Here is a 20,119-nt window from a genome sequence, read left to right as displayed (position 1 = left end):
GGTCGAGCCCCGCCGCCATTTATAGTCAGGATGACTCTTAAATCTTGGGGGAGGCGGGTATGAGTCTCGCGAACGTCCTGGAACCGTTGCAGCAGCCGCTGTTCACGCTGCTCGACACCCCGGTCAGCTGGACCGAGGTCCTCGGCTTCGGCAGCGGCGCGCTCTGCGTCTGGCTCGTCGCCCGCCAGCACCTCGCGAACTGGCCGATCGGCATCGCCAACAACCTCTTCTTCGTCCTGCTCTTCACCCAGAGCGGGCTCTACGCCGATGCCGGCCTCCAGTTCGTCTTCATCGCCCTCGCCGCGTACGGCTGGTGGACCTGGACCCACGGGGGTGGCCCGGGCTCCGACACCCTGCCGGTACGGCGCACCAGCCGCACCGAATGGATCTGGCTGCTCGCGGCGGGGGCGGTGGGGACCCTCGCCCTCACCCTGCTCCTCGACCGGGCCACGGACTCGACCGTCCCCTTCTGGGACGCGCTCACCACCGCCCTGTCCCTGACGGCCACCTACGGGCAGTGCCGAAAGCGTCTGGAGTCCTGGTGGCTCTGGATCGCCGCGGATGTGGTGTACGTGCCGCTGTACGCGTACAAGGGGCTCTACCTGACCTCGCTGCTGTACGTCGGCTTCATGGCCCTGTGCGTCATCGGCCTGCGCGGCTGGACCCGCGACCTGGCGGGCACCGCCTCCGGCTCCCGGCGCGTGGTGGGGGTGGAAGCATGAAGCGCTACGGCCACGGGCTCGTCCTCGGCAAGTTCTATCCGCCGCACGCCGGCCACCACCACCTCGTGCGCACCGCGCGCGAGCGCTGCGAGCGCCTCACCGTCCTCGTCTGCGCCTCCTCCGTCGAGTCCGTGCCGCTCGCCGACCGGGTCGCCTGGATGCGCGAGGTCCACCCCGACGCGCTCGTCGTCGGCGCCGTCGACGACGTCCCCGTCGACCTGCACGACCCCGACGTGTGGGACGCCCACATGAAGATCTTCCGGGCCGCCGTGCCCGAGCCCGTCGACGCGGTCTTCACCTCCGAGCCGTACGGGGAGGAGCTCGGCCGCCGCTTCGGCGCCGCGTCCGTCCTCGTCGACCCCGAGCGGCGCACCCACCCGGTCTCCGGCACCGCCGTCCGCGCCGACCCGGCCGGCTGCTGGGACCACCTCGCCGCGCCCGTACGGGCCGCCCTCACCCGGCGGGTCGTCGTCCTCGGCGCAGAGTCCACCGGCACCACCACCATGGCCCGCGCCCTCGCCGACCACTACCGGCGGCGCGGCGGGGTCTGGGCCCGCACCCGCTGGGTGCCCGAGTACGGGCGCGCGTACAGCGAGCTCAAGCTCGCCGAACTGCGCGCCGAACGCCCCGGCGCCGACTGGTCCGACGTCGCCTTCCACTCCGCCGACTTCCCCGTCATCGCGCTCCGCCAGGCCGAACTGGAGGAGGAGGCCGCCCGCGACGGCTCACCCGTCCTCTTCTGCGACACCGACGCCTTCGCCACCACCATCTGGCACGAGCGCTACATGGGCACGAGCAGCCCCGGCACCGGCGAGATCGCCGCCCGCGGCCGCCAGCACCTGTGGCTGCTCACCGACCACCGCGGCGTCGCCTTCGAGGACGACGGCCTGCGCGACGGCGAGCATCTGCGGCCCTGGATGACCGCGCGCTTCCTCGCCCAGCTCGCCCACACCGGCCGCCGCACCGTCGTCCTCACCGGCCCGCACGAGGAACGCCTCGCGACCGCCGTCGCCGCCGTCGACGCGCTGCTCGCCGAGGGCTGGCACCTCACCGACCCCCTGCCGGAGCGCCGATGACCACCGCACACCAGGGCGACCTGGCGGGCTACGACAAGCACGCCTTCGAGCCCTTCGCCCTCACCGCCGACCTCGCCGTCCTCACCGTGCGCGAGGGCCGGCTGCACGTCCTCCTCGTCGAACGCGGCCAGGAGCCGTACGCCGGCGCCTGGGCGCTGCCCGGCGGCTTCGTGCTGCCCGACGAGTCGGCCGAGCAGGCCGCGCGCCGCGAACTCGCCGAGGAGACCGGCCTGTCCGGTGCCACCGCCGCCCGGCTCCACCTCGAACAGCTCCGCACCTACAGCGACCCGGACCGCGACCCCCGGATGCGGGTGGTCTCCGTCGCGTACACCGCGCTCGTGCCCGACCTGCCCGAACCGCGCGGCGGCGGCGACGCCGCCCAGGCCCGCTGGCAGCCGTACGACACCGTCCGCGACCTGGCCTTCGACCACGACCGGATCCTCGCCGACGCCCGCGAACGGGTCGGCGCCAAACTCGAGTACACCTGTCTCGCCACCGCCTTCTGCCCGCCCGAGTTCACCCTCGGCGAGCTGCGGCAGGTCTACGAGACCGTCTGGGGCGTCGCACTCGACCGCCCCAACTTCCGGCGCAAGGTCCTCGCCACCCCCGGCTTCGTCCGGCCGGTGGAGGGCCCCCCGCGCCTCACGGGAGGCCGCGGCAAACCGGCCGCCCTCTATCGGGCGGGCGAGGCGACCGCCTTGCACCCGCCGCTGCTGCGACCCGAAGGACGATCCGCATGACGAAGAAGGCCGCGACCGGGGCGATGGTGGGGCTGGCGCTGGGGGACGCGCTGGGATTTCCGACGGAGTTCAACGACGTCCCGCAGATCCTCGGGAAGTTCGGCCCCTGGCGCGCCATGGAACTTCCGGTGCGGCGGGGTACGGCGTACATCACCGACGACACTCAGATGACGCTCGCCTTCGCGCGGGGCATCCGGACCGCCATGGAGCGCGGGCCGCTCACGCCGCGGCGGCTGGTCCGGCCGCTGCGCGAGGAGTACGTGGACTGGTACCACTCGCCGGAGAACAACCGCGCGCCCGGGCGCACCTGCATGGTCGCCTGTCGCCTCCTCGACAGCGACCGCGCCTGGCAGGACGCCAGCCAGATCGACTCCAAGGGCTGCGGCGCCAACATGCGGGTCGTGCCCATCGGGCTCGTGCCCGGACTCACCGACGAGCAGCGGTCCGGCGCCGCCCAGCTCCAGGCCGCGCTCACCCACGGCCACCCCACCGGCCTCGCCGCCTCCGACCTCACCGCGCGGGCCGTGTGGCTGCTCGCCCAGGGGGCCGACCCGACCGGGCTCGTCGGACAGCTCCGCTCGTACGCGTACGAGAACCGCTCCCGCTACCACGAGAGCTGGCTCGGCGACCTGTGGACCCGCTCCCAGGACCCGGACGCCACGCACTTCATCCGGCGCGGCTGGGACGAGTGTCTGGCCGTCCTGGAACGCCTGGACGCCGTCCAGCGGACCGCCGACCCCGAGATCGACCCCTGCGAGTACACCGGCGACGGCTGGATCGCCGAGGAGGCCCTCGCCACCGGCCTGCTCTGCTTCCTGCTCTTCCCCGACGAACCGCTGACCGCCCTCCGCCGCGCCGCCTGCACCCGCGGCGACTCCGACTCCATCGCCGCCCTCGCCGGCGCCTTCGCCGGCGCCCACCTGGGCGCGGACGCCTGGCCGGCGGAGTGGGTGGCGGCGGTGGAGCACCGGGACGAGCTGCTGGCGTTCGGCGCGCTCTGGGACGCGTGACCATGACGACGACCTCAGCACCCGATGTCGACCTGACCGCCGTCGTCGCCGAGCAGCCCGACCCTCTGCTGTTCGCCACCGTCTCCGGCGCGCACCTCTACGGCTTCCCGTCCCGCGACTCCGACGTGGACCTGCGCGGAGTGCACCTGCTGCCCGTCCACGCCCTGCTCGGGCTGCGAGAGCCCGAGGAGACCCGGACCCGCATGTGGGACCGCGACGGGACCGAGATGGACCTCGTGACGCACGACCTGCGGAAGTTCGTGCGCCTCATGCTGCGGCGCAACGGCTACGTCCTCGAACAGCTCACCTCGCCGCTGGTCGTCCACACCACGGACGCGCACGCCGAGCTCCGCTCCCTCGTCCCGGACGTGCTCACCTCACACCACGCGCACCACTACCGGGGATTCGCGGGCACTCAGTGGCGCCTCTACGAGAAGAGCGGCGAACTGAAGCCGCTGCTCTACACCTATCGGGCCCTGCTGACCGGCATCCACCTCATGCGCTCGGGCGAGATCCAGGCCCATCTGCCCACGCTCGCCGCCGCCGTCCCCGAGGCACCCGCCCGCCTCGCTGGGCTCATCGCCGCCAAGGCCGCAGCCGAGCACGGCGCTGCCGAGGCGCCCGGCGAGGAGGTACGGGTGGAGGTGGAGCGGCTGCACGGGATTCTCGACGCGGCACAGGCCGCCTCAGCGCTGCCCGGCGAGCCCACCGGCTTCGCGGCCCTCGACGACCTCGTCGTCCGCGCACGAAGGGAGCTCGCGCAGGACTGACGCGCGGCGCGCGCGGGTGAGGAAGTCCTCGATGCGGGGGCGGTCCGGGGCGGCCGGGAGGGGGCTGGTGGTGTGGGCGGTGTCGGCTTCGGTCTGGAGGCGGTTCATCCAGGTCTCGACGTCCGCCCAGGACACCTCGCCGCGCTTGACCGCGAGCAGGCGGTCCCGCTCCTCGCTCACGTCGATCCGCAGCTCGCCGCTGCGCAGCAGGTCCCGGCAGCTGGTGAGCAGGCGCAGCAGGTGCATCGCGTGCTTCCAGCGGGGTGCGCCGTACTGCCGTACGTCCGCCTCCAGCTTGCGGCGCTGACCGCCCGCGTACCGGACGAAGGTCTCGTGCGCGCGCCGCGACAGGAACGCGCCGCGCAGTTCGAGCAGTTCGCGGCCGGTGGCGTCGGCGTACTCGACGAGCGGGGAGTGGAGGCACTCCAGGACGTTCGGGTTGTTGCGGAGCGCCAGCTCGCAGAAGCGCTCCAGCTCCCAGCTGAACTGCTCCTCCGCCGGCCCCTCCACATGCGCCGGCGGCTTGTCGAAGCGCCAGAACAGCGGCGTCGGCGCGAGGTACACCCCGCGTCGGTCGGTGTCGCTGTCCTCGGTCGCCAGACCGAACGCGCGCGACCCCATGACACAGGAGTAGATCGTGTGGTCGCGCACCAGTTCCTCAGGACTCATGCGCGCCAGGTTAGGTGAGCGTGATCGTCCCCGCCGACACATTAATCTCCTCGGCCGGGAGCGCCCGCGGCGCCGGACCCGCGGCCACCGAACCGTCCGCGATCCGGTACTTCGAGCCGTGGCACGGGCAGTCGATCGTGCCGTTCTCGACCTTGGCGACCGTGCACCCCTGGTGCGTGCAGATCGCCGAGAAGGCCTTGAACTCCCCGGCCACCGGCTGCGTGACCACCACCTTCTCGTCCTTGAAGACGGTGCCGCCGCCGACCGGGATGTCCGCGGTCCGCGCCAGCGCGCTCGGTGCCGCGGCGGGAGTCGAAGCGGCCGCAGGAGTCGAAGCGGCCGCAGGAGTCGAAGGGGGCGCACTCTCCGTCGTACCGCCCGGGTCGTCGTCCGAGCCGCAGCCGGAGACAAGGACCGTCGCGGCGGCGGAGCCCGCGCCGGCGCGCAGGACGGTACGGCGGGGCATCGCGATCGCGTCAGAAGTCATGCCGCCCAGCTTGGGCGCGGAGCGTGCCGAGCGGCCCGCAACACGCCTACGCCCGGGGCGCCAGCTCCCTCGCCCGGCCGTCCGCGTCCCGCCGCACCTCCAGGACCGCCGTGACCGCGGACCGCTCGATCGGCCCGTACACATGCGGGAAGAGCACGTCCCCCGCGCCCTCCCAACGGACCTCCCCGCCGAGCCGCGACTCGTCGATCACCAGGACGAGCAGCGTCCCCGGCACGTCCCGGTAGTGGCCGTCCGCGATGGTCAGGGCGGCCCGCTCGTCGGGTGAGCAGTGGACGAAGCCCTCCGCGGCGAGGGACGGCGGGGCGTAGGGGAGACCGGGGTCGGCGGACCAGTCGTCCACCGGTACGACGTGCAGCAGCATCCGACAGTTGTACCGCGCCCCGCCGCCCACGCTGGGTGGCGGGGTGGAGCGGTTCGGGTGACATTGGCCGTGTTCGGTACCTCTCAGGAAGAGAAGAAAGGCACGGTCATGGCAGGAAACGATCTCGGCGGTCTGCTCGGCGGCCTCCTCGGCGGAGGCCAGCAGGGCGGCGCCGCCGGCGGTGGCGGCGCGAACATCCTCGGCGCCCTGCTCGGCGCGCTCATGAGCAAGGGCGGCGGGGGCGGCAACCCGCTGGGCGGGCTGCTCGACGGCCTCACCAAGGCGGGCCTCGCCGACCAGGCCCAGTCCTGGGTGGGCACCGGCGCCAACCAGCCCGTCAGCGGGGCGCAGATCGCCCAGGCCCTCCCCGACGACACCCTGCAGAAGGTCGCCGCCGAGGCCGGCGTCACCCCCGACCAGGCCGCCGACGAGATCGCCGAGCAGCTGCCGCAGGTCGTCGACAAGCTGACCCCGCAGGGACAGGTGCCCAGCGGCTCCCTGGAGGACCTCATCCGCCGGCAGAATCTCTGAACCTCTGACGCCGTCTCGGAGAGCGGGCGCCGCCACGGCCGCTCCGGCCCGCTGACTAGGCTGGCCGGAGCACCGACGCAGGCGACGAAGGAGTGACGAGGGTGGCAGTACGAGCGGTCCGCGGCGCGGTCCAGCTGGAGCGGGACGACGCCGGGCACATGCACGAGCAGGTCGAGGAGCTGCTCACCGCCGTGCTCGAACGCAACGGACTGACCGCCGACGACCTCATCAGCATCTGGTTCACGGCCACGCCCGATCTGCACAGCGACTTCCCGGCCGCGGCCGCCCGCCGCATCGGGATCGTGGACGTTCCGCTGATCTGCGCCCAGGAGCTCGACATCGAGGGTGCGATGCCGAGGGTCGTACGGCTCCTCGCGCACGTCGAGTCGGAACTGCCCAAGTCCCGGATCGCGCACGTCTACCTCGGTGCCGCGGCCGCCCTGCGCAAGGACATCGCCCAGTGAGAACCGCGCTCGTCATCGGAACCGGCCTGATCGGCACCTCGGCCGCCCTCGCGCTCGCCGGGCGCGGGATCACCGTCCACCTGCGCGACCACGACCCGGCCCGGGCCCGTACCGCCGCCGCGCTCGGCGCCGGCACCGACGAGGCGCCTGCCGGGCCGGTCGACCTCGTGATCGTCGCCGTACCGCCCGCACACGTCGCCGGCACCCTCGCCGCGGCCATCCGGGACGGCCTCGGCCGCGGCTACCTCGACGTCGCCAGCGTCAAGGGCGGCCCCAAGCGCGAGCTGCAGGACCTGGGCCTCGACCTCACCGCGTACATCGGCACCCACCCCATGTCCGGCAAGGAGCGCTCCGGCCCGCTCGCCGCCACCGCCGACCTCTTCGAGGGCCGGCCCTGGGTGCTCACCCCCACCCGCGACACCGACACCGAGGTGCTCAACCTCGCCCTGGAGCTGGTCGCGCTGTGCCGGGCCGTGCCGGTCGTCATGGACGCCGACGCCCACGACCGGGCCGTCGCCCTCGTCTCGCACACCCCGCAGCTCGTCTCCTCGATGGTCGCGGCCCGCCTGGAGAGCGCGGACGAGACGGCGGTCCGGCTCTGCGGCCAGGGCATCCGCGACGTCACCCGGATCGCCGCCTCCGACCCGCGCATGTGGGTCGAGATCCTCTCCGCCAACCCCGGGCCGGTCGCCGACGTGCTCGCGGGCGTCGCCGCCGACCTCGACGAGACGGTACGGGCGCTGCGCTCGCTCGAGTCCGAGGACGACGCCAAGCGCCGGGCCGGCGCCTCCGGCGTCGAGGACGTCCTGCGCCGCGGCAACGCCGGCCGCGCCCGCGTCCCCGGCAAGCACGGCGCCGCCCCCACCGCGTACGAGACGGTCGCCGTCCTCATCAGCGACAGCCCCGGCGAACTCGCCCGCATCTTCGCCGACGCCGGCCGCGCCGGCGTCAACATCGAGGACGTCCGCATCGAACACGCGACGGGCCAGCAGGCGGGCCTGGTCCAGCTCATGGTCGAGCCGACGGCGGTCCCGGTCCTGGAGACGGCCCTGAAGGAGCGGGGCTGGGCCCTGCGGACGAGCTGAGGGGGGCCACCGGGGCCGCTCCGCGCGGCCCCGCGGGGCATTGGGCCGAACGGGTGCGGGGGACTCGGTAACCTTGGGGGAGGTCCCCGCGCGTCCGCCGGGACCTCACGCTCACCCAGGAAGGCGTTCCCCACCGTGGAAACCGTGATCGTCGCCATCGACGGCCCCTCCGGCACGGGCAAGTCGAGCACCTCGAAGGCGGTTGCCGCCAAGCTGGGGCTGAGCTACCTCGACACCGGGGCCCAGTACCGGGCCATCACCTGGTGGATGATCAGCAACGGCATCGACGTCGACGACGCCGAAGCGGTCGCCGACGCCGCCGGCAAGCCCGTCATCGTCTCCGGCACCGACCCGGCCCGCCCCACCATCACGGTGGACGGCGTCGACGCCTCCGGCCCCATCCGCACCGAGGAGGTCACCTCCCGGGTCAGCGCCGTCAGCGCCGTCCCCGAGGTGCGCGCCCTCATCACGGAGCTGCAGCGGACCATCGCCCGGAGCGCCGAGGGCGGCATCGTCGTCGAGGGCCGGGACATCGGTACCACCGTGCTGCCCGACGCCGACCTCAAGATCTTCCTCACCGCCTCGCCCGAGGCCCGCGCCGCCCGCCGCTCCGGCGAGCTCAAGGGCGCCGACGTGGCCGCCACCCGGCAGGCCCTGATCAAGCGGGACGCGGCCGACTCCAGCCGCAAGACCTCCCCGCTCGCCAAGGCCGGCGACGCCGTCGAGGTCGACACCACCGAGCTCACCCTCGACCAGGTCATCGAGTGCGTCGTCACCCTGGTGGAGGAGAAGCGGACCGGCACCAAGTGACCCAGCCCACCGGGCGGCCCTCCGGAAAGGGTGCCGCCGTCGGCCGGCGCATCGGCATCGGGCTGATGTACGGCTTCTGGAAGCCGCGCGTCCTCGGCGCCTGGCGGGTCCCGGCGGCCGGCCCCGTCATCCTCGCCGTCAACCACGCGCACAACATCGACGGCCCCATGCTCATGGGCACCGCCCCGCGCCCCGTGCACTTCCTGATCAAGAAGGAAGCGTTCGTGGGGCCGCTCGGCAGCTTCCTGGAGGGCATCGGGCAGCTCAAGGTCGACCGCGACTCGACCGACCGCACCGCGATAGGCAACGCCCTCGGCGTCCTGGAGCAGGGCGGCGTCCTCGGGATCTTCCCCGAGGGCACCCGCGGCGAGGGCGACTTCGCCTCGCTGCGGGCCGGCCTCGCCTACTTCGCGGTCCGCAGCGGCGCGCCGATCGTCCCGGTGGCCGTCCTGGGCAGCACCGACACGCCCGGACGCCTGGTCAAGGCGCTGCCGCGGCTGCGCAGCCGCGTCGACGTCGTCTTCGGCGACCCGTTCGACGCGGGCGACGGCAGCGGCCGGCGCACCCGCAAGGCGCTGGACGAGGCGACCTTCCGCATCCAGGAACGCCTCACCGACCACCTCAAAAACGCCAGGCGCCTCACCGGGCGCTGAGCGACACTCTCAGTAGTGGGCCACGGAGCTCAAGGCCGCCGAGGACCCACCGACCACGAATGATCAAGGAACGGACTTCATGAACGACCAGCACGACCACGGGGCACTTGGCGACGCCGAGTACGCGGAGTTCATGGAGCTCGCCGCGGAAGAGGGATTCGACGCCGAGGACGTCGAGGGCGCGATCGAGGAGGCCGGGCACGGCCCGCTGCCCGTCCTCGCCGTCGTCGGCCGTCCCAATGTCGGCAAGTCGACCCTGGTGAACCGGATCATCGGCCGCCGCGAGGCCGTCGTCGAGGACCGCCCGGGCGTCACCCGCGACCGCGTCACCTACGAGGCCGAGTGGGCCGGCCGCCGCTTCAAGATCGTCGACACCGGCGGCTGGGAGCAGGACGTCCTCGGCATCGACGCCTCCGTCGCCGCCCAGGCCGAGTTCGCCATCGAGGCCGCCGACGCCTGCCTGTTCGTCGTGGACGCCACCGTCGGCGCCACCGACACCGACGAGGCCGTCGTCAAGCTGCTGCGCCGCGCGGGCAAGCCGGTCGTCCTCGCCGCCAACAAGGTCGACGGCCAGTCCGGCGAGGCCGACGCCGCCATGCTGTGGTCCCTCGGCCTCGGCGAGCCGTTCCCCGTCTCCTCGCTGCACGGCCGCGGCACCGGCGACCTCCTCGACGAGGTCCTCAAGGCCCTCCCCGAGGCCCCCGAGCAGCGCTTCGGCAGCCCCCTCGGAGGCCCGCGCCGCATCGCGCTCATCGGGCGTCCGAACGTCGGCAAGTCCTCCCTGCTCAACAAGGTGGCCGGCGAGGAGCGGGTCGTCGTCAACGAGCTGGCCGGCACCACCCGCGACCCGGTCGACGAGCTCATCGAGCTCGGCGGCGTCACCTGGAAGTTCGTCGACACCGCCGGCATCCGCAAGAAGGTGCACCTCCAGGAGGGCGCGGACTACTACGCCTCCCTGCGCACCGCCGCCGCCGTCGAGAAGGCGGAGGTGGCCGTCATCCTCATCGACACCACCGACCACATCTCGGTCCAGGACCAGCGCATCATCACGATGGCCGTCGAGTCCGGCCGCGCCATCGTCATCGCCTACAACAAGTGGGACGAGCTGGACGAGGAGCGCCGCTACTACCTGGAGCGCGAGATCGAGACCGAGATGCAGCAGGTCTCCTGGGCGCCCCGGGTCAACGTCTCCGCGAAGACCGGCCGCCACATGGAGAAGCTGGTCCCGGCCATCGAGACCGCGCTCGCCGGCTGGGAGACCCGCGTCCCCACCGGCCGGCTGAACGCCTTCCTCGGCGAGCTGGTCGCGGCCCACCCGCACCCGATCCGCGGCGGCAAGCAGCCCCGCATCCTCTTCGGCACGCAGGCCGGCACCAAGCCGCCGCGCTTCGTGCTCTTCGCCTCCGGCTTCCTGGAGGCCGGCTACCGCCGCTTCGTCGAGCGCCGGCTGCGCGAGGAGTTCGGCTTCGAGGGCACCCCGATCCACATCTCGGTGCGGGTGCGCGAGAAGCGCGGCAAGAAGAAGTAGGACCTGCGGATGACGGCGGGGGGCCGGGGCGACGATCGCCCCGGCCCCCCGCCGTTTCCCGCCCTGACGGCTACGGACCGGTCCGCCGGCCCGGCGGCAGCGCGTACGCGGACCAGCCGCCGCCCTGATGGGCGTACAGGCCGCTCTGCCCGGGCAGCCGATGCGTGCCGAAGCCCCGGAAGCCCAGGTCCTCCTCGCCGCTGCGGTCGCCCGGCAGCGAGCGGAACGACCGGCGGTACTCGGAGTACAGGGCGTCGTAGATCGGAGTCGCCGAGAAGCCCGTGGCGGTCGCCATGAAGCCCGTCGAACCGGCCGTACCGTCCTGCGTCGGGCGCATCGACGGGATCGGACTCGCGACCGGGCCGGCGAGCGGACTCGGTACGGGGCTGGGGACCGTGCCCGGCACCGCTGACGGGACCGGGCTCGGGTACTGCTGGCGGGAAGGGTCGTATGCGTGCACGTAGGTGCCAACGACCCCGCCGTCCGCGAGATGCGGGCGGCGCGCCTCGGAAAGCGGCGCCCGCGGGCGCGGCACGGTCGGCGCCTCCGGCCCGCGGACCGGCTCCAGCGGCCCCCATGGCCCCAGCCGCCCGAGTGGCCCGGTGCCACGTCCGGGTCGCGGGTCCTCCGTCACGTGCCGGCCAGCGGCATCGCGGCGGCCACCAGACGCCCGTTGGCCGCGGCCTTCTCCAGGGCCTCGCGCAGCAGGTCCTCGCGCGGCTGCTGCCCGATCGAACCGACCGGCGCGGCGAACACGAGCACCGTGTGCGACTTGTTCGCCGCGGCCCGCCAGCCGTCGGTGACCTGCAGCGGCTGGTGCGCCTGCCACCAGGCGGCCTGGCCCGCGCCGCCCGGACCCGGCTGCAGCACCGAGTGCAGCTGGCCCATCGCGACCAGGACCGACCAGCCCGGCAGCGGGGCCGGCTTCTGGTTGACGTTGGCGACCGGCTGGAAGCCCTGCTCGACGAGGAGCGACAGGAACTCGTCGGTGAGCCCGTCCGAACCGGGACGGGCGACCGGCGCGGTCGGCTCCACCACGAGCGCCGGGTGCAGCTCGCCCTCGATGAGCACCAGGCCGCTGGTCACCCCGAGCACCGCCTGCTCGGGGTTGGCGGCGGCGAGGGAGTCGGCGGCGTCGGCCGCCGTGATGGAGGCGACGGCGCCCTGCAGCTGCTCCTCGGCGACCCGGACGACCTGGGACGGGATGCAGCTGGCGTGGGCGAAGGCGAGAACGGCGGTCTCCTCGCCGACGAACAGCACGGTGCTGGTGCGCTCCTGCTCCGAGTCGCCCGGAGTCCGGCAGGAGGTGCAGTCGTAGCTGCCCGGGGCGTTGTCGCCGGCGAGCAGCCGGTCGGCTTCTTCGTCGCCGATCTCGGCGCGTACGTCCTCGCTGACGTCGAGCATGCGCGGCACGGGGGGCTCCCTGGGACTTGTTGCGGGCGACGCCGGGCGGTTCCCGGCCGTCTCATGCCGAGTTCAACGGGCAAGACTCGCCGGGGGTCACGCGTTGAGGACCGACAACTTGTTTGACCGGGACCGGCGGGTGCCGTGCCGCCGACCGGGTGGCATGTGAACGCTGTTCCGCGCGGCACGGGTCCGGCGTCCGGGACCGCTGCCTAGCCTGCCCCGATGTCGATGATCCGATATTGGACGGCCGGCGCCGTGCTGGCCGCCGCCACCGCCCTGCTCTCCCCGGCGCAGGCCCGCGCCGAGGAGGCCGGCGCGGCCGCCCCCACGCCCGTCGAGGCCTGTGTGAAGGACCAGTGGCCGTGGGGCTGCGTCGCCGCCTGCGAGAGCAGCGGGGACTGGCACGCCAACACCGGCAACGGCTTCTACGGCGGGCTGCAGTTCTGGCAGCCCACCTGGGACGAGTTCGGCGGCCGCCGCTACGCCCGGCGCGCCGACCTCGCCACCCGCGCGCAGCAGATCACGGTCGCCGAGGCCGTGCTGCGCGTCCAGGGCTGGGGCGCCTGGCCGGTCTGCTCGAAGCGCTACGGGCTGAGCGGCCGCGCCCATGTCGTACAGCGCGGCGACACCCTCAGCGCGATCGCCCGCCGCTTCGCGACCAAGGGCGGCTGGCAGGCGCTGTACGCGGCGAACCGCTCGGTGATCGGCGCGGATCCGAACCGGCTGATGGTCGGCACCATGCTGCGCCTGCCGTGATCAGGTGATCTCCCGGGCGTCGGCGAGGGAGCCGCGGCGCAGTTCGTACGCGAGGGAGCCGGGCGGCAGCCCGGCCGGGACGCGCTGCTCGGCGAGGACGACGGCCGCGCGGGCGGGCGGGCCGGCGAGGGCGGCGAGGAGCTCGTACGTACGGGAGGCCACCGTCGCCGACAGGCCGAGCGACGGCTCGTCGACGAGCACGACCCGGGCGGCGGAGCACACGGCGCGGGCCAGCGCGAGCATGCGGCGCTCGCCGCCCGACAGCGTCGCGGCCCGGTGGCCGAGCAGCCGCGCGAGCTCCGGGTACGCGGCGAGGGCGTCGTCCTGGCGGCCCGGCGCGGCGAGGTCCAGGTTCTCGGCGACCGTGAGCGTCGCGTGCACCGCCCGCAGATCCGGTACGAAGCACAGCCCGCGGCGCGCCCGGACATGGGCCGGCACCCGTGTCACGTCCGCGCCCCGCCACTCCACCCGCCCGCCGCTCAGCGGCACCGTCCCGGCGAGCGCCCGCAGCGCGGTGGACCGGCCGGAGCCGTTGCGGCCGAGCAGCACGGTGACGGTGCCGGCGGGCAGCGCCAGGTCGAGGCCGTGCAGGGCCTCCAGCGGGCCGTAGCGGACCCGGGCGGCGCGCAGGGCGATCTCGACGCTCATACGAAGCGGCCGCCTTCCATCGTGTGGACGGTACGGGCGATGCCGGCGACGAGGTCCGGGTCGTGCTCGACCACGAGCACGGCGAGGCCGTCGGCGGCGAGCGCGGCGAGGATCCGGGCGAGCGCCGCCGCCTCCGCCGCGTCGAGCCCGGCGGCCGGTTCGTCGAGCAGCAGCGTGTGCGGCCGCCCCGCGAGCGCCCGCGCGAGCTCCACCCGCCGCAGCGTCCCGGTCGGCAGCCCGGCCGCCGCCCGGTGCCGCACCGCCCCGTCGAGCCCGAACAGCCGCAGCGCCTGCTCGGCCCCCGGCCCGCCGACCCGTACGTTCTCCTCGACGCTCAGCGACGGAAACACGGCCAACTGCTGGAACGTCCGCCCCACCCCGAGCCGCTGCCGCGCGTGCGCCGCCTTCCCGGTGACATCCACCCCGTCGAGCACCACCCGCCCCGCCGTCGGCCGCACGGCCCCCGCCAGACAGTCGAACAACGTGCTCTTCCCGGCCCCGTTCACCCCCACGACGGCGGTCACCGCCCCCACCGGCACCGCGATGTCCACCCCGTCCAACGCGACCGTCCCCCCGTGATGCACGAGCCGCACCCCTTCGGCGACCAGCCGCGCCGCGCCTCGGGAGCGGCGGCTGGGGGGCGCTGCGTCGCCGGCGCCGGCGACGGGGCCGTCCGGGCGCCCCGAGAGCCCGCTGGCCCCGGCCCGCGGCACCGCCGGGGTCCGGTCCGGCCCGTGGCCCGTACCGACCGCCCTGCTCCGGGCCGCCCGGCTTCCGGGCGCGGGCGCGGACCCCCGAGCTGCCGCCTGCTCGCTCACTCTCCCTGCCCGCAGCAGCCACGGCAGCAGCGGCGGCACCCGCCCCGTCAGGGCCGCGAGGAGGCCGATCAGGGCCACCGCGACGCCCGCGTGGGTGCCGGCGTCCAGGGTGACGAGGAGGGTGGCGGCGAGGAGGGGGGCGAGGAGGGTGTCGGCGCCGAGGGTGAGGACGGCGGCGAACCAGAGGAGGCCGCGGACCGGGTCGAAGGCGTCGGGGTCGAAGGCGCGGACGGACATGGCGAGGAGGGCGCCGCCGAGGGCGGCGAGGGCGGAGCCGAGGGTGAAGGCGAGGAGTTTGAGGGCGGCGACGGGGACGCCGGCGGCCTCCGCGCCCGGTTCGTGGTCGCGCAGGGCGGCGAGCGCGCGGCCGGTGCGGCCGCGGCGCAGGGCGGCGACCAGGAGCAGACAGCCGGCGAGGAGCAGCAGCTCCAGGACGTAGTAGGCGCGGTCGTGGGAGAAGCCGGCCGGGCGGGAGACGGTGACGCCGGCCGTGGCGTACGGCTGGGCGAAGACGAAACGGCTCACCGCCACCCCGACGGCCAGCGTCGCCAGGGCGAGCGCGAGCCCGTGGCGGCGGATCGCGGGCCACCCGGTCAGCAGGCCGAGCGGCGCCACGCACAGGACGGCCACGCCGAGGGCGACGAGCTCCGGCAGGCCCGCCGCCGCGAGCAGGGCGGTGAAGAGCGCGCCGAGGCCCGCGTACGCGGCCTGGCCCAGGGCGATCTGGCCGCCCCGGCCGGCCACCACGACCAGCGAGAGCAGGATCACCGCGAGCGCCGGGACCTGCACGGCGGTCGTCAGGTCCTCGCCCGCGAAGCCCAGCGGCAGCAGGAGCAGCACCGCGGTCACCAGCCACACCGGCACCGGCACCCGGGGCGCGGCCCGGGGCGGCGGCAGCGCGTCCGTGTCGCCGACGCCCGGCAGCACGAGGGCGGCGACGAGCAGCGCGATCACGAACAGGTTCGCCCCGGCGGCCTGGAGCAGTTCGCCCGCCACGCCCCCGGGGTGCAGCCGGGTGAGCTGGGCCTGCGCCACGCCGAGCGCGAGCGCGGTCAGCACCGCCACCGGCAGGCTCCGCATCCGGGCCACCACCGCGACCGCGATGACCTCGACGACCAGCAGCGGCATCCCGTACGGGTCGAGGCGCACGTACGGCGCGAGGAGCACGCCCGTCAGCCCGGCCGTGAAGGAGCCGAAGGCCCAGCCCGCCGCCGCCACCCGGTCCGCGGGGATGCCGGAGAGGACGGCGAGCGGCCGGTTGTCGACCACCGCCCGCAGCTCCCGCCCGAACCGCGTCCACCGGGTCACCGCGCCCACCATGCAGGCCAGCGCCACCGCCGCCGCGAGCTGCGCCCACGGGTCGTCGCCGAGCAGCACCGGCGCGTCGTCACGGGCCCCGTCGCCCCACACCAGCGCCGCCGCGCCGACCAGCAGCACGAACACGCCGATCGAGGCCACCAGGGTCTGCGCCGGGCCCGCACCGGCCACCGCGAGCGGTCGGAACACCAGCCGGTCCAGGACGAGCCCGAGGCCCGGCGCCACCACGAGCAGCGTCACGAGCGCTCCGAGCGGCAGCGGCCAGTGCCAGACCACCACCAGCTGGCGCAGCACGTACGCGCAGACCATCGCGATCGCGCCGTGCGCCAGGTTCAGCACGCCGGTGGCCCGGTAGGTGACGATCAGACCGATGCCGGTGAGCGCCGCCGCGCTGCCGACGGCGAGGCCGGCGAGCGTGAGGTCGTACGTCAGCGAGGCCACGGCTCACACACCGGGCACGGGTCGAGGTCGGCGTCCCCCACGGGTTCCGCCTCGGGGCGGCCCGCCACCAGGGGGCAGTCCGGGCGGTGCGCGAGCGTCCCGCCGGGGACCCGCAGCGGCGGCTCCTCCGACGAGGGCGCGGCCGAGGACGCGGCCGGCGGCTCCTCCTCCGTCCCCTCCGCGGCGTGCTCCCCGGGCCCGCCCGGCCCCGGCCCCGACGCCGGCGCGAGCAGCGCCGCCCCGACGAGCAGCACCGCGCCGGCGACGATCAGCGCCGCCCCGGGCACGGTGCAGGAGGCCAGATAGGGCAGCTGGCGTTCGGCGAAGCGCTCGCCGGAGATCCCGTACCAGCCGACGACACACAGCACCGCCCCGCCGGCGGCCGCCACGAGCCCGCCCCACCACAGGAGCCGCGACAGCGGGCGAGGAACCGACGGCACCGACGGCACGGACGGCACGGAAACCTCCTCCTGGACGGCCCCGATCGGGCCACCTCACCCTTTATGTTCTCTTTAATTCTCTTCCTTGCGCTATGCCCGGGATCGGCCCACCCTGGAATCGACAGGGTGGTGAGCCAGATGCTCCTCAAGCGACGCGCGGCGGCCTTCGGCGCCGCGGCGGTACTCGTCCTCGCGCCGGTCGTCTCGGGCTGCTCGGACGACAACGGTTCCTCGAACCAGGTCACGCCGACCACCTCACCCGCCATGACGGACCAGCCACTGGACCCCGCCGCCGCCAAGGCGGAGATCACCGAGAACTTCACCGCCTTCTTCGACCCGAAGACGCCGACCGCCGAGCGGATCAAGCTCCTGGAGAACGGCGAGGCCATGGCACCGGTCCTCGGCGCCTTCGCCGGCGACAAGAACGCCGCCCAGACCTCCGTGAAGGTCAAGGAGATCGACTTCACCTCGCCCACCGGCGCGAACGTCACCTACGACCTGCTCGTCGCGGGCAACACCGCGCTGCCCGACGCCAAGGGCACCTCCGTGCTCCAGAACGACACCTGGAAGGTCTCCGTGCAGACGCTCTGCGGCCTGGTCCAGGTCAGTGGTGCGACCGTTCCGGGCTGCTGAGCCGGCCCTGGCGCAGCCCCTGGTGCTGCTCCTCGCCGGACTGCTCGCCGCGGTCACCGCGTTCGTCGCGGGCTGCGGCAGCCGGCTCCCGGAGCGCGCCTTCGAGACGCGGCCCACCGCCAACCCCTCCGGCGGTGAGCCGCTCCGCATCGGCATCATCACCAGCGCCACCAGCCCGGTCGGCGGCGAGGCCTTCACCGGCCCGCGCGACGGCGCCCTCGCCTACTTCGCCGCCCTGAACGCCCGCGGCGGCCTCGACGGACGCCGGATCGAGGTGCTGACCTGCGACGACGGCGGCAGCGGCGTCGGCAACAACGCCTGCGTGCACCGGCTCGTCGACGAACGCAAGGTCTTCGCCCTGGTCGCCACCACCGCCCTCGACTACGCGGGCGCCCCCCGGGTCTCCGCGGCCGGCGTCCCCGACATCGGCGGGCAGCCGCTCACCCCCGCCTACGACACGTACCCCCACCTCTACGGGATCTACGGCAGCTCCGCCCCGCGCACCGGCAAGGCGCCCGGCTGGAACGGCGTGCTGTACGGCGGGACCGAGGTCTACCGCTGGTTCAAGGCCCATCTCGGCGCCCGCACCGCCGCCGTCGTCTCCTACAACCAGGCCGCCTCCGCCGCGTACGCCCGGCTGATCGCCGACGGACTGCGCGCCGAGGGCTACCGGGTGGTCGACGAGCAGGTCGACTTCGTGCTGCCCAACTTCCGTGCGGTGGCGGCCGATCTGCGGGCGCAGCAGGTCGACGTCGTCTTCGACGCGATGGACACCCACGGCAACGCCCGGCTGTGCGAGGCGATGCAGGCCTCGGGGGTGCGGGTCGCCGCCAAGGTGACGAACGTGCAGAACTGGGCCTCCACGGTGCCGCGCGACTACGCGGGCTCGCCGGGCTGCCGGTCCGTGCTCTACGCGACCGGCTCCAGCCGCAACTACGACGACCAGGACTTCCCGGCGGTACGGGAGTTCCGCGACGCCATGCGACGGCAGGGGCAGGGCCAGGGGCAACGGGCGCTCTCCCAGTGGCAGTTGGAGGGCTGGGCGGCGGCCATGTGGTTCACGGACGCCGCGAAGTCCTGCCTCGGCGAGGCAGGCGGGCCGACCCGGGCCTGCGTCGAGCGCTACCTCAACCGGGCGGAGCCGTACACCGCCCGCGGGTTGCTCCTGCCCGTCCGCTTCGAGCACCTCGCCGAGCCGCCGAAGTCCCGTGACACCTGTCTGTCCGTGGCCCGTTGGCGCGACGGCCGCGGCTGGGTTGAACAGGGCGACATGAACACGAACTGTGCCACCGTCCCCCAGCTCGGATACCGGCCGTGACAGCCAGCCATGAACAACCGGCCGTGAACCACGGTCGGTCGGGGCAGTACAGTCACCCCCGACCACGCACCACCTGACCGGGGGGAACCGGCGGCACGATGCGCATCTCTTTCCTGCTCCACAACGGCTACCACATCGGCGGCACCATCCGGGCGACCTTCACGCTCGCCGCGGAACTGGCGGACCGCCACGAGGTGGAGATCGTCTCGGTGTTCCGCCACCGCGACGAGCCGATCCTCGGGGTCCCGGCCGGGGTGACCCTGCGTCACCTCGTCGACCTGCGCAAGAAGAGCCCGGGCTACGACGGGGAGCACCCCGACTTCCACCGCCCCGCCCGGGTGTTCCCGCGCGGCGACGGGCGCTGGAAGCAGTACAGCGCGCTCACCGACGCGCGGATCGGCGCGCATCTGGCCTCCGTCGAGGCGGACGTGGTGATCGCCACCCGCCCCGGGCTCAACGTCCAGCTCGCCCGGCAGGCCCCGCGCGGCCCGGTCCTCGTCGGCCAGGAGCATCTGACCCTGGACGGGCACGCGTACCGGCTGCGGCGCGACATCCGCCACGAGTACGCGCTCCTGGACGCCGTCACCACCGTCACCGAGGCCGACGCCCGCGCCTACCGGGCGCTCGCGCTGCCCGGCGTACGGATCGACGCGGTGCCCAACAGCGTGCCCGCGCCGACCGTGCCGCCCGCCGACCCCGCCGCGAAGGTCGTCGTCGCGGCCGGCCGGCTCACCCCGGTCAAGCGGTACGACCTGCTGATCGACGCCTTCGCGGACGTGGCCGCCGCCCGGCCCGACTGGAAGCTGCGGATCTACGGCACCGGCGACGCCGCCGACAACCTGAAGAAGGCCCTGGCCCGGCAGATCGACCGGCTCGGGCTCGGCGAGCACGTCTTCCTCATGGGCACCGCCCACCCCATGGAGCCGGAGTGGGCCAAGGGCTCGCTCGCCGCCGTCACCTCGCGCCGCGAGTCCTTCGGGATGACCATCGTCGAGGCGATGCGCTGCGGACTGCCGGTGGTCTCCACCGACTGCCCGCACGGCCCCGGCGAGATCATCGAGGACGGCGTGGACGGCCGGCTCGTCCCGGTCGACGACACGGCGGCGGTGGCCGCCGCGCTGCTCGCCCTGATCAACGACGACGACGCCCGCGCCCGCGCCGCGAAGGCGGCCCTCGCCGCCTCCGAACGCTTCGACCCGGCCCGTACCGCCGTCACCCACGAGACGATCTGGTCCACCCTCGCCACCTCCGCCACCACCCGCCCCCGCACCCACGGCCCACTGCGGTCCGCCGTCCACCGCACGGTCGGCACGGCGATCGACACGGTGTACGCGGCGAAGGCGAAGGCGGGGGCCTTGGTGCGCCGCTTCCGCTGACGCGACGCAGGGTGCCGCCCCGCCCGAGCCGGCCGAGC

General features: G+C 74.4%; 23 protein-coding genes. 15 read left to right on the top strand and 8 right to left on the bottom strand.

Annotated elements, in window-relative coordinates; translation table 11 throughout:
* Nucleotides 1-59 precede the first annotated feature (59 nt).
* Genes pnuC through KV205_RS19235 form a run of 5 tightly spaced genes read left to right on the top strand, consistent with a single transcriptional unit; the run spans nt 60 to nt 4,318 of the window.
* Complete coding sequence (gene pnuC / locus KV205_RS19255) at nt 60-722, top strand: nicotinamide riboside transporter PnuC (RefSeq protein WP_265865655.1); 663 nt, start codon at nt 60-62, stop codon at nt 720-722.
* Complete coding sequence (locus tag KV205_RS19250) at nt 719-1,798, top strand: AAA family ATPase (RefSeq protein WP_265865654.1); 1,080 nt, start codon at nt 719-721, stop codon at nt 1,796-1,798. Before pnuC ends, KV205_RS19250 begins: the two co-directional genes overlap by 4 nt.
* Nucleotides 1,795-2,538, top strand: a complete 744-nt coding sequence (locus tag KV205_RS19245) for an NUDIX domain-containing protein (protein WP_265865653.1) — start codon at nt 1,795-1,797, stop codon at nt 2,536-2,538. Before KV205_RS19250 ends, KV205_RS19245 begins: the two co-directional genes overlap by 4 nt.
* The gene (locus KV205_RS19240) at nt 2,535-3,548 is read left to right on the top strand and encodes an ADP-ribosylglycohydrolase family protein (protein ID WP_265865652.1); all 1,014 of its coding nucleotides are present in this window, start codon (nt 2,535-2,537) and stop codon (nt 3,546-3,548) included. The genes KV205_RS19245 and KV205_RS19240 overlap by 4 nt, the downstream gene beginning before the upstream one ends.
* A gap of 2 nt (nt 3,549-3,550) precedes the next feature.
* Nucleotides 3,551-4,318: a DNA polymerase beta superfamily protein gene (locus KV205_RS19235; RefSeq protein WP_265865651.1), complete on the top strand. Its 768-nt coding sequence runs from the start codon at nt 3,551-3,553 to the stop codon at nt 4,316-4,318.
* Here the strand turns inward: KV205_RS19235 and KV205_RS19230 are convergent.
* From KV205_RS19230 to KV205_RS19220, 3 genes are read right to left on the bottom strand one after another with little or no spacing between them, the layout of a single operon-like run.
* Nucleotides 4,235-4,987, bottom strand: coding sequence for a DNA polymerase beta superfamily protein (locus KV205_RS19230; RefSeq protein WP_265865650.1), 753 nt, complete (start codon nt 4,985-4,987; stop codon nt 4,235-4,237). The two genes, KV205_RS19235 and KV205_RS19230, sit on opposite strands and share 84 nt — an antisense overlap.
* 10 nt (nt 4,988-4,997) lie before the next feature.
* Nucleotides 4,998-5,474: a Rieske (2Fe-2S) protein gene (locus KV205_RS19225; RefSeq protein ID WP_265865649.1), complete on the bottom strand. Its 477-nt coding sequence runs from the start codon at nt 5,472-5,474 to the stop codon at nt 4,998-5,000.
* Nucleotides 5,475-5,520: 46 nt separating this feature from the next.
* Nucleotides 5,521-5,856 carry a DUF952 domain-containing protein gene (locus KV205_RS19220; RefSeq protein ID WP_265865648.1) on the bottom strand — a complete coding sequence of 112 codons (336 nt, stop codon included), beginning with the start codon at nt 5,854-5,856 and terminating at the stop codon, nt 5,521-5,523.
* Nucleotides 5,857-5,964: 108 nt separating this feature from the next.
* Between KV205_RS19220 and KV205_RS19215 the strand changes: the two genes are divergently transcribed.
* The 6 genes from KV205_RS19215 to der all read left to right on the top strand — a co-directional run bounded on the left by KV205_RS19215 (nt 5,965) and on the right by der (nt 10,927).
* Nucleotides 5,965-6,387, top strand: a complete 423-nt coding sequence (locus KV205_RS19215) for a YidB family protein (protein ID WP_265865647.1) — start codon at nt 5,965-5,967, stop codon at nt 6,385-6,387.
* A gap of 101 nt (nt 6,388-6,488) precedes the next feature.
* A complete protein-coding gene (gene aroH, locus KV205_RS19210; RefSeq protein WP_265865646.1) occupies nt 6,489-6,851 on the top strand; it encodes a chorismate mutase in 363 nt (120 codons plus the stop codon).
* On the top strand, nt 6,848-7,936 hold the full coding sequence (locus tag KV205_RS19205; RefSeq protein ID WP_265865645.1) for a prephenate dehydrogenase: 1,089 nt from the start codon (nt 6,848-6,850) through the stop codon (nt 7,934-7,936). The genes aroH and KV205_RS19205 overlap by 4 nt, the downstream gene beginning before the upstream one ends.
* Before the next feature lie 144 nt (nt 7,937-8,080).
* Nucleotides 8,081-8,746 (top strand): (d)CMP kinase, encoded by a 666-nt coding sequence (gene cmk, locus KV205_RS19200; protein ID WP_265865644.1) that lies wholly within the window; start codon nt 8,081-8,083, stop codon nt 8,744-8,746.
* A 65-nt stretch (nt 8,747-8,811) separates the two neighbouring features.
* Nucleotides 8,812-9,399: a 1-acyl-sn-glycerol-3-phosphate acyltransferase gene (locus tag KV205_RS19195; protein WP_265865693.1), complete on the top strand. Its 588-nt coding sequence runs from the start codon at nt 8,812-8,814 to the stop codon at nt 9,397-9,399.
* 79 nt (nt 9,400-9,478) lie between these two features.
* Nucleotides 9,479-10,927, top strand: coding sequence for a ribosome biogenesis GTPase Der (gene der, locus KV205_RS19190; protein WP_265865643.1), 1,449 nt, complete (start codon nt 9,479-9,481; stop codon nt 10,925-10,927).
* Between the two features lie 70 nt (nt 10,928-10,997).
* On the opposite strand, the gene KV205_RS19185 is transcribed toward der, so the two are convergent.
* Together KV205_RS19185 and KV205_RS19180 are read right to left on the bottom strand one after the other, a co-directional pair.
* Nucleotides 10,998-11,264, bottom strand: coding sequence for a hypothetical protein (locus KV205_RS19185; RefSeq protein ID WP_265865642.1), 267 nt, complete (start codon nt 11,262-11,264; stop codon nt 10,998-11,000).
* 293 nt (nt 11,265-11,557) lie between these two features.
* Nucleotides 11,558-12,340: a hypothetical protein gene (locus tag KV205_RS19180; RefSeq protein ID WP_265865641.1), complete on the bottom strand. Its 783-nt coding sequence runs from the start codon at nt 12,338-12,340 to the stop codon at nt 11,558-11,560.
* A gap of 216 nt (nt 12,341-12,556) precedes the next feature.
* On the opposite strand from KV205_RS19180, the gene KV205_RS19175 reads away from it, so the two are divergent.
* Entirely contained in the window at nt 12,557-13,090 is a 534-nt protein-coding gene (locus KV205_RS19175) for a transglycosylase family protein (protein WP_265865640.1), read from the top strand.
* Here KV205_RS19175 and KV205_RS19170 read toward each other — a convergent pair whose 3' ends face one another.
* From KV205_RS19170 to KV205_RS19160, 3 genes are read right to left on the bottom strand one after another with little or no spacing between them, the layout of a single operon-like run.
* On the bottom strand, nt 13,091-13,738 hold the full coding sequence (locus tag KV205_RS19170; RefSeq protein ID WP_265865639.1) for an ATP-binding cassette domain-containing protein: 648 nt from the start codon (nt 13,736-13,738) through the stop codon (nt 13,091-13,093).
* Entirely contained in the window at nt 13,735-16,314 is a 2,580-nt protein-coding gene (locus tag KV205_RS19165; RefSeq protein WP_265865638.1) for an ATP-binding cassette domain-containing protein, read from the bottom strand. The genes KV205_RS19170 and KV205_RS19165 overlap by 4 nt, the downstream gene beginning before the upstream one ends.
* Nucleotides 16,302-16,772, bottom strand: coding sequence for a hypothetical protein (locus tag KV205_RS19160; RefSeq protein WP_265865637.1), 471 nt, complete (start codon nt 16,770-16,772; stop codon nt 16,302-16,304). The genes KV205_RS19165 and KV205_RS19160 overlap by 13 nt, the downstream gene beginning before the upstream one ends.
* Before the next feature lie 120 nt (nt 16,773-16,892).
* On the opposite strand from KV205_RS19160, the gene KV205_RS19155 reads away from it, so the two are divergent.
* The 3 genes from KV205_RS19155 to KV205_RS19145 all read left to right on the top strand — a co-directional run bounded on the left by KV205_RS19155 (nt 16,893) and on the right by KV205_RS19145 (nt 20,081).
* The gene (locus KV205_RS19155) at nt 16,893-17,387 is read left to right on the top strand and encodes a hypothetical protein (RefSeq protein WP_265865636.1); all 495 of its coding nucleotides are present in this window, start codon (nt 16,893-16,895) and stop codon (nt 17,385-17,387) included.
* Complete coding sequence (locus tag KV205_RS19150; RefSeq protein WP_265865634.1) at nt 17,365-18,705, top strand: ABC transporter substrate-binding protein; 1,341 nt, start codon at nt 17,365-17,367, stop codon at nt 18,703-18,705. The genes KV205_RS19155 and KV205_RS19150 overlap by 23 nt, the downstream gene beginning before the upstream one ends.
* A gap of 98 nt (nt 18,706-18,803) precedes the next feature.
* Complete coding sequence (locus KV205_RS19145) at nt 18,804-20,081, top strand: glycosyltransferase (protein WP_265865633.1); 1,278 nt, start codon at nt 18,804-18,806, stop codon at nt 20,079-20,081.
* Nucleotides 20,082-20,119: the final 38 nt, after the last annotated feature.

It is taken from the genome of Streptomyces sp. SKN60 (assembly GCF_026236535.1).
GTDB lineage: Bacteria > Actinomycetota > Actinomycetes > Streptomycetales > Streptomycetaceae > Streptomyces.
The sequence above is the reverse complement of the archived record's forward strand: the minus strand, read 5'-3'. Positions and strand labels throughout refer to the sequence as shown.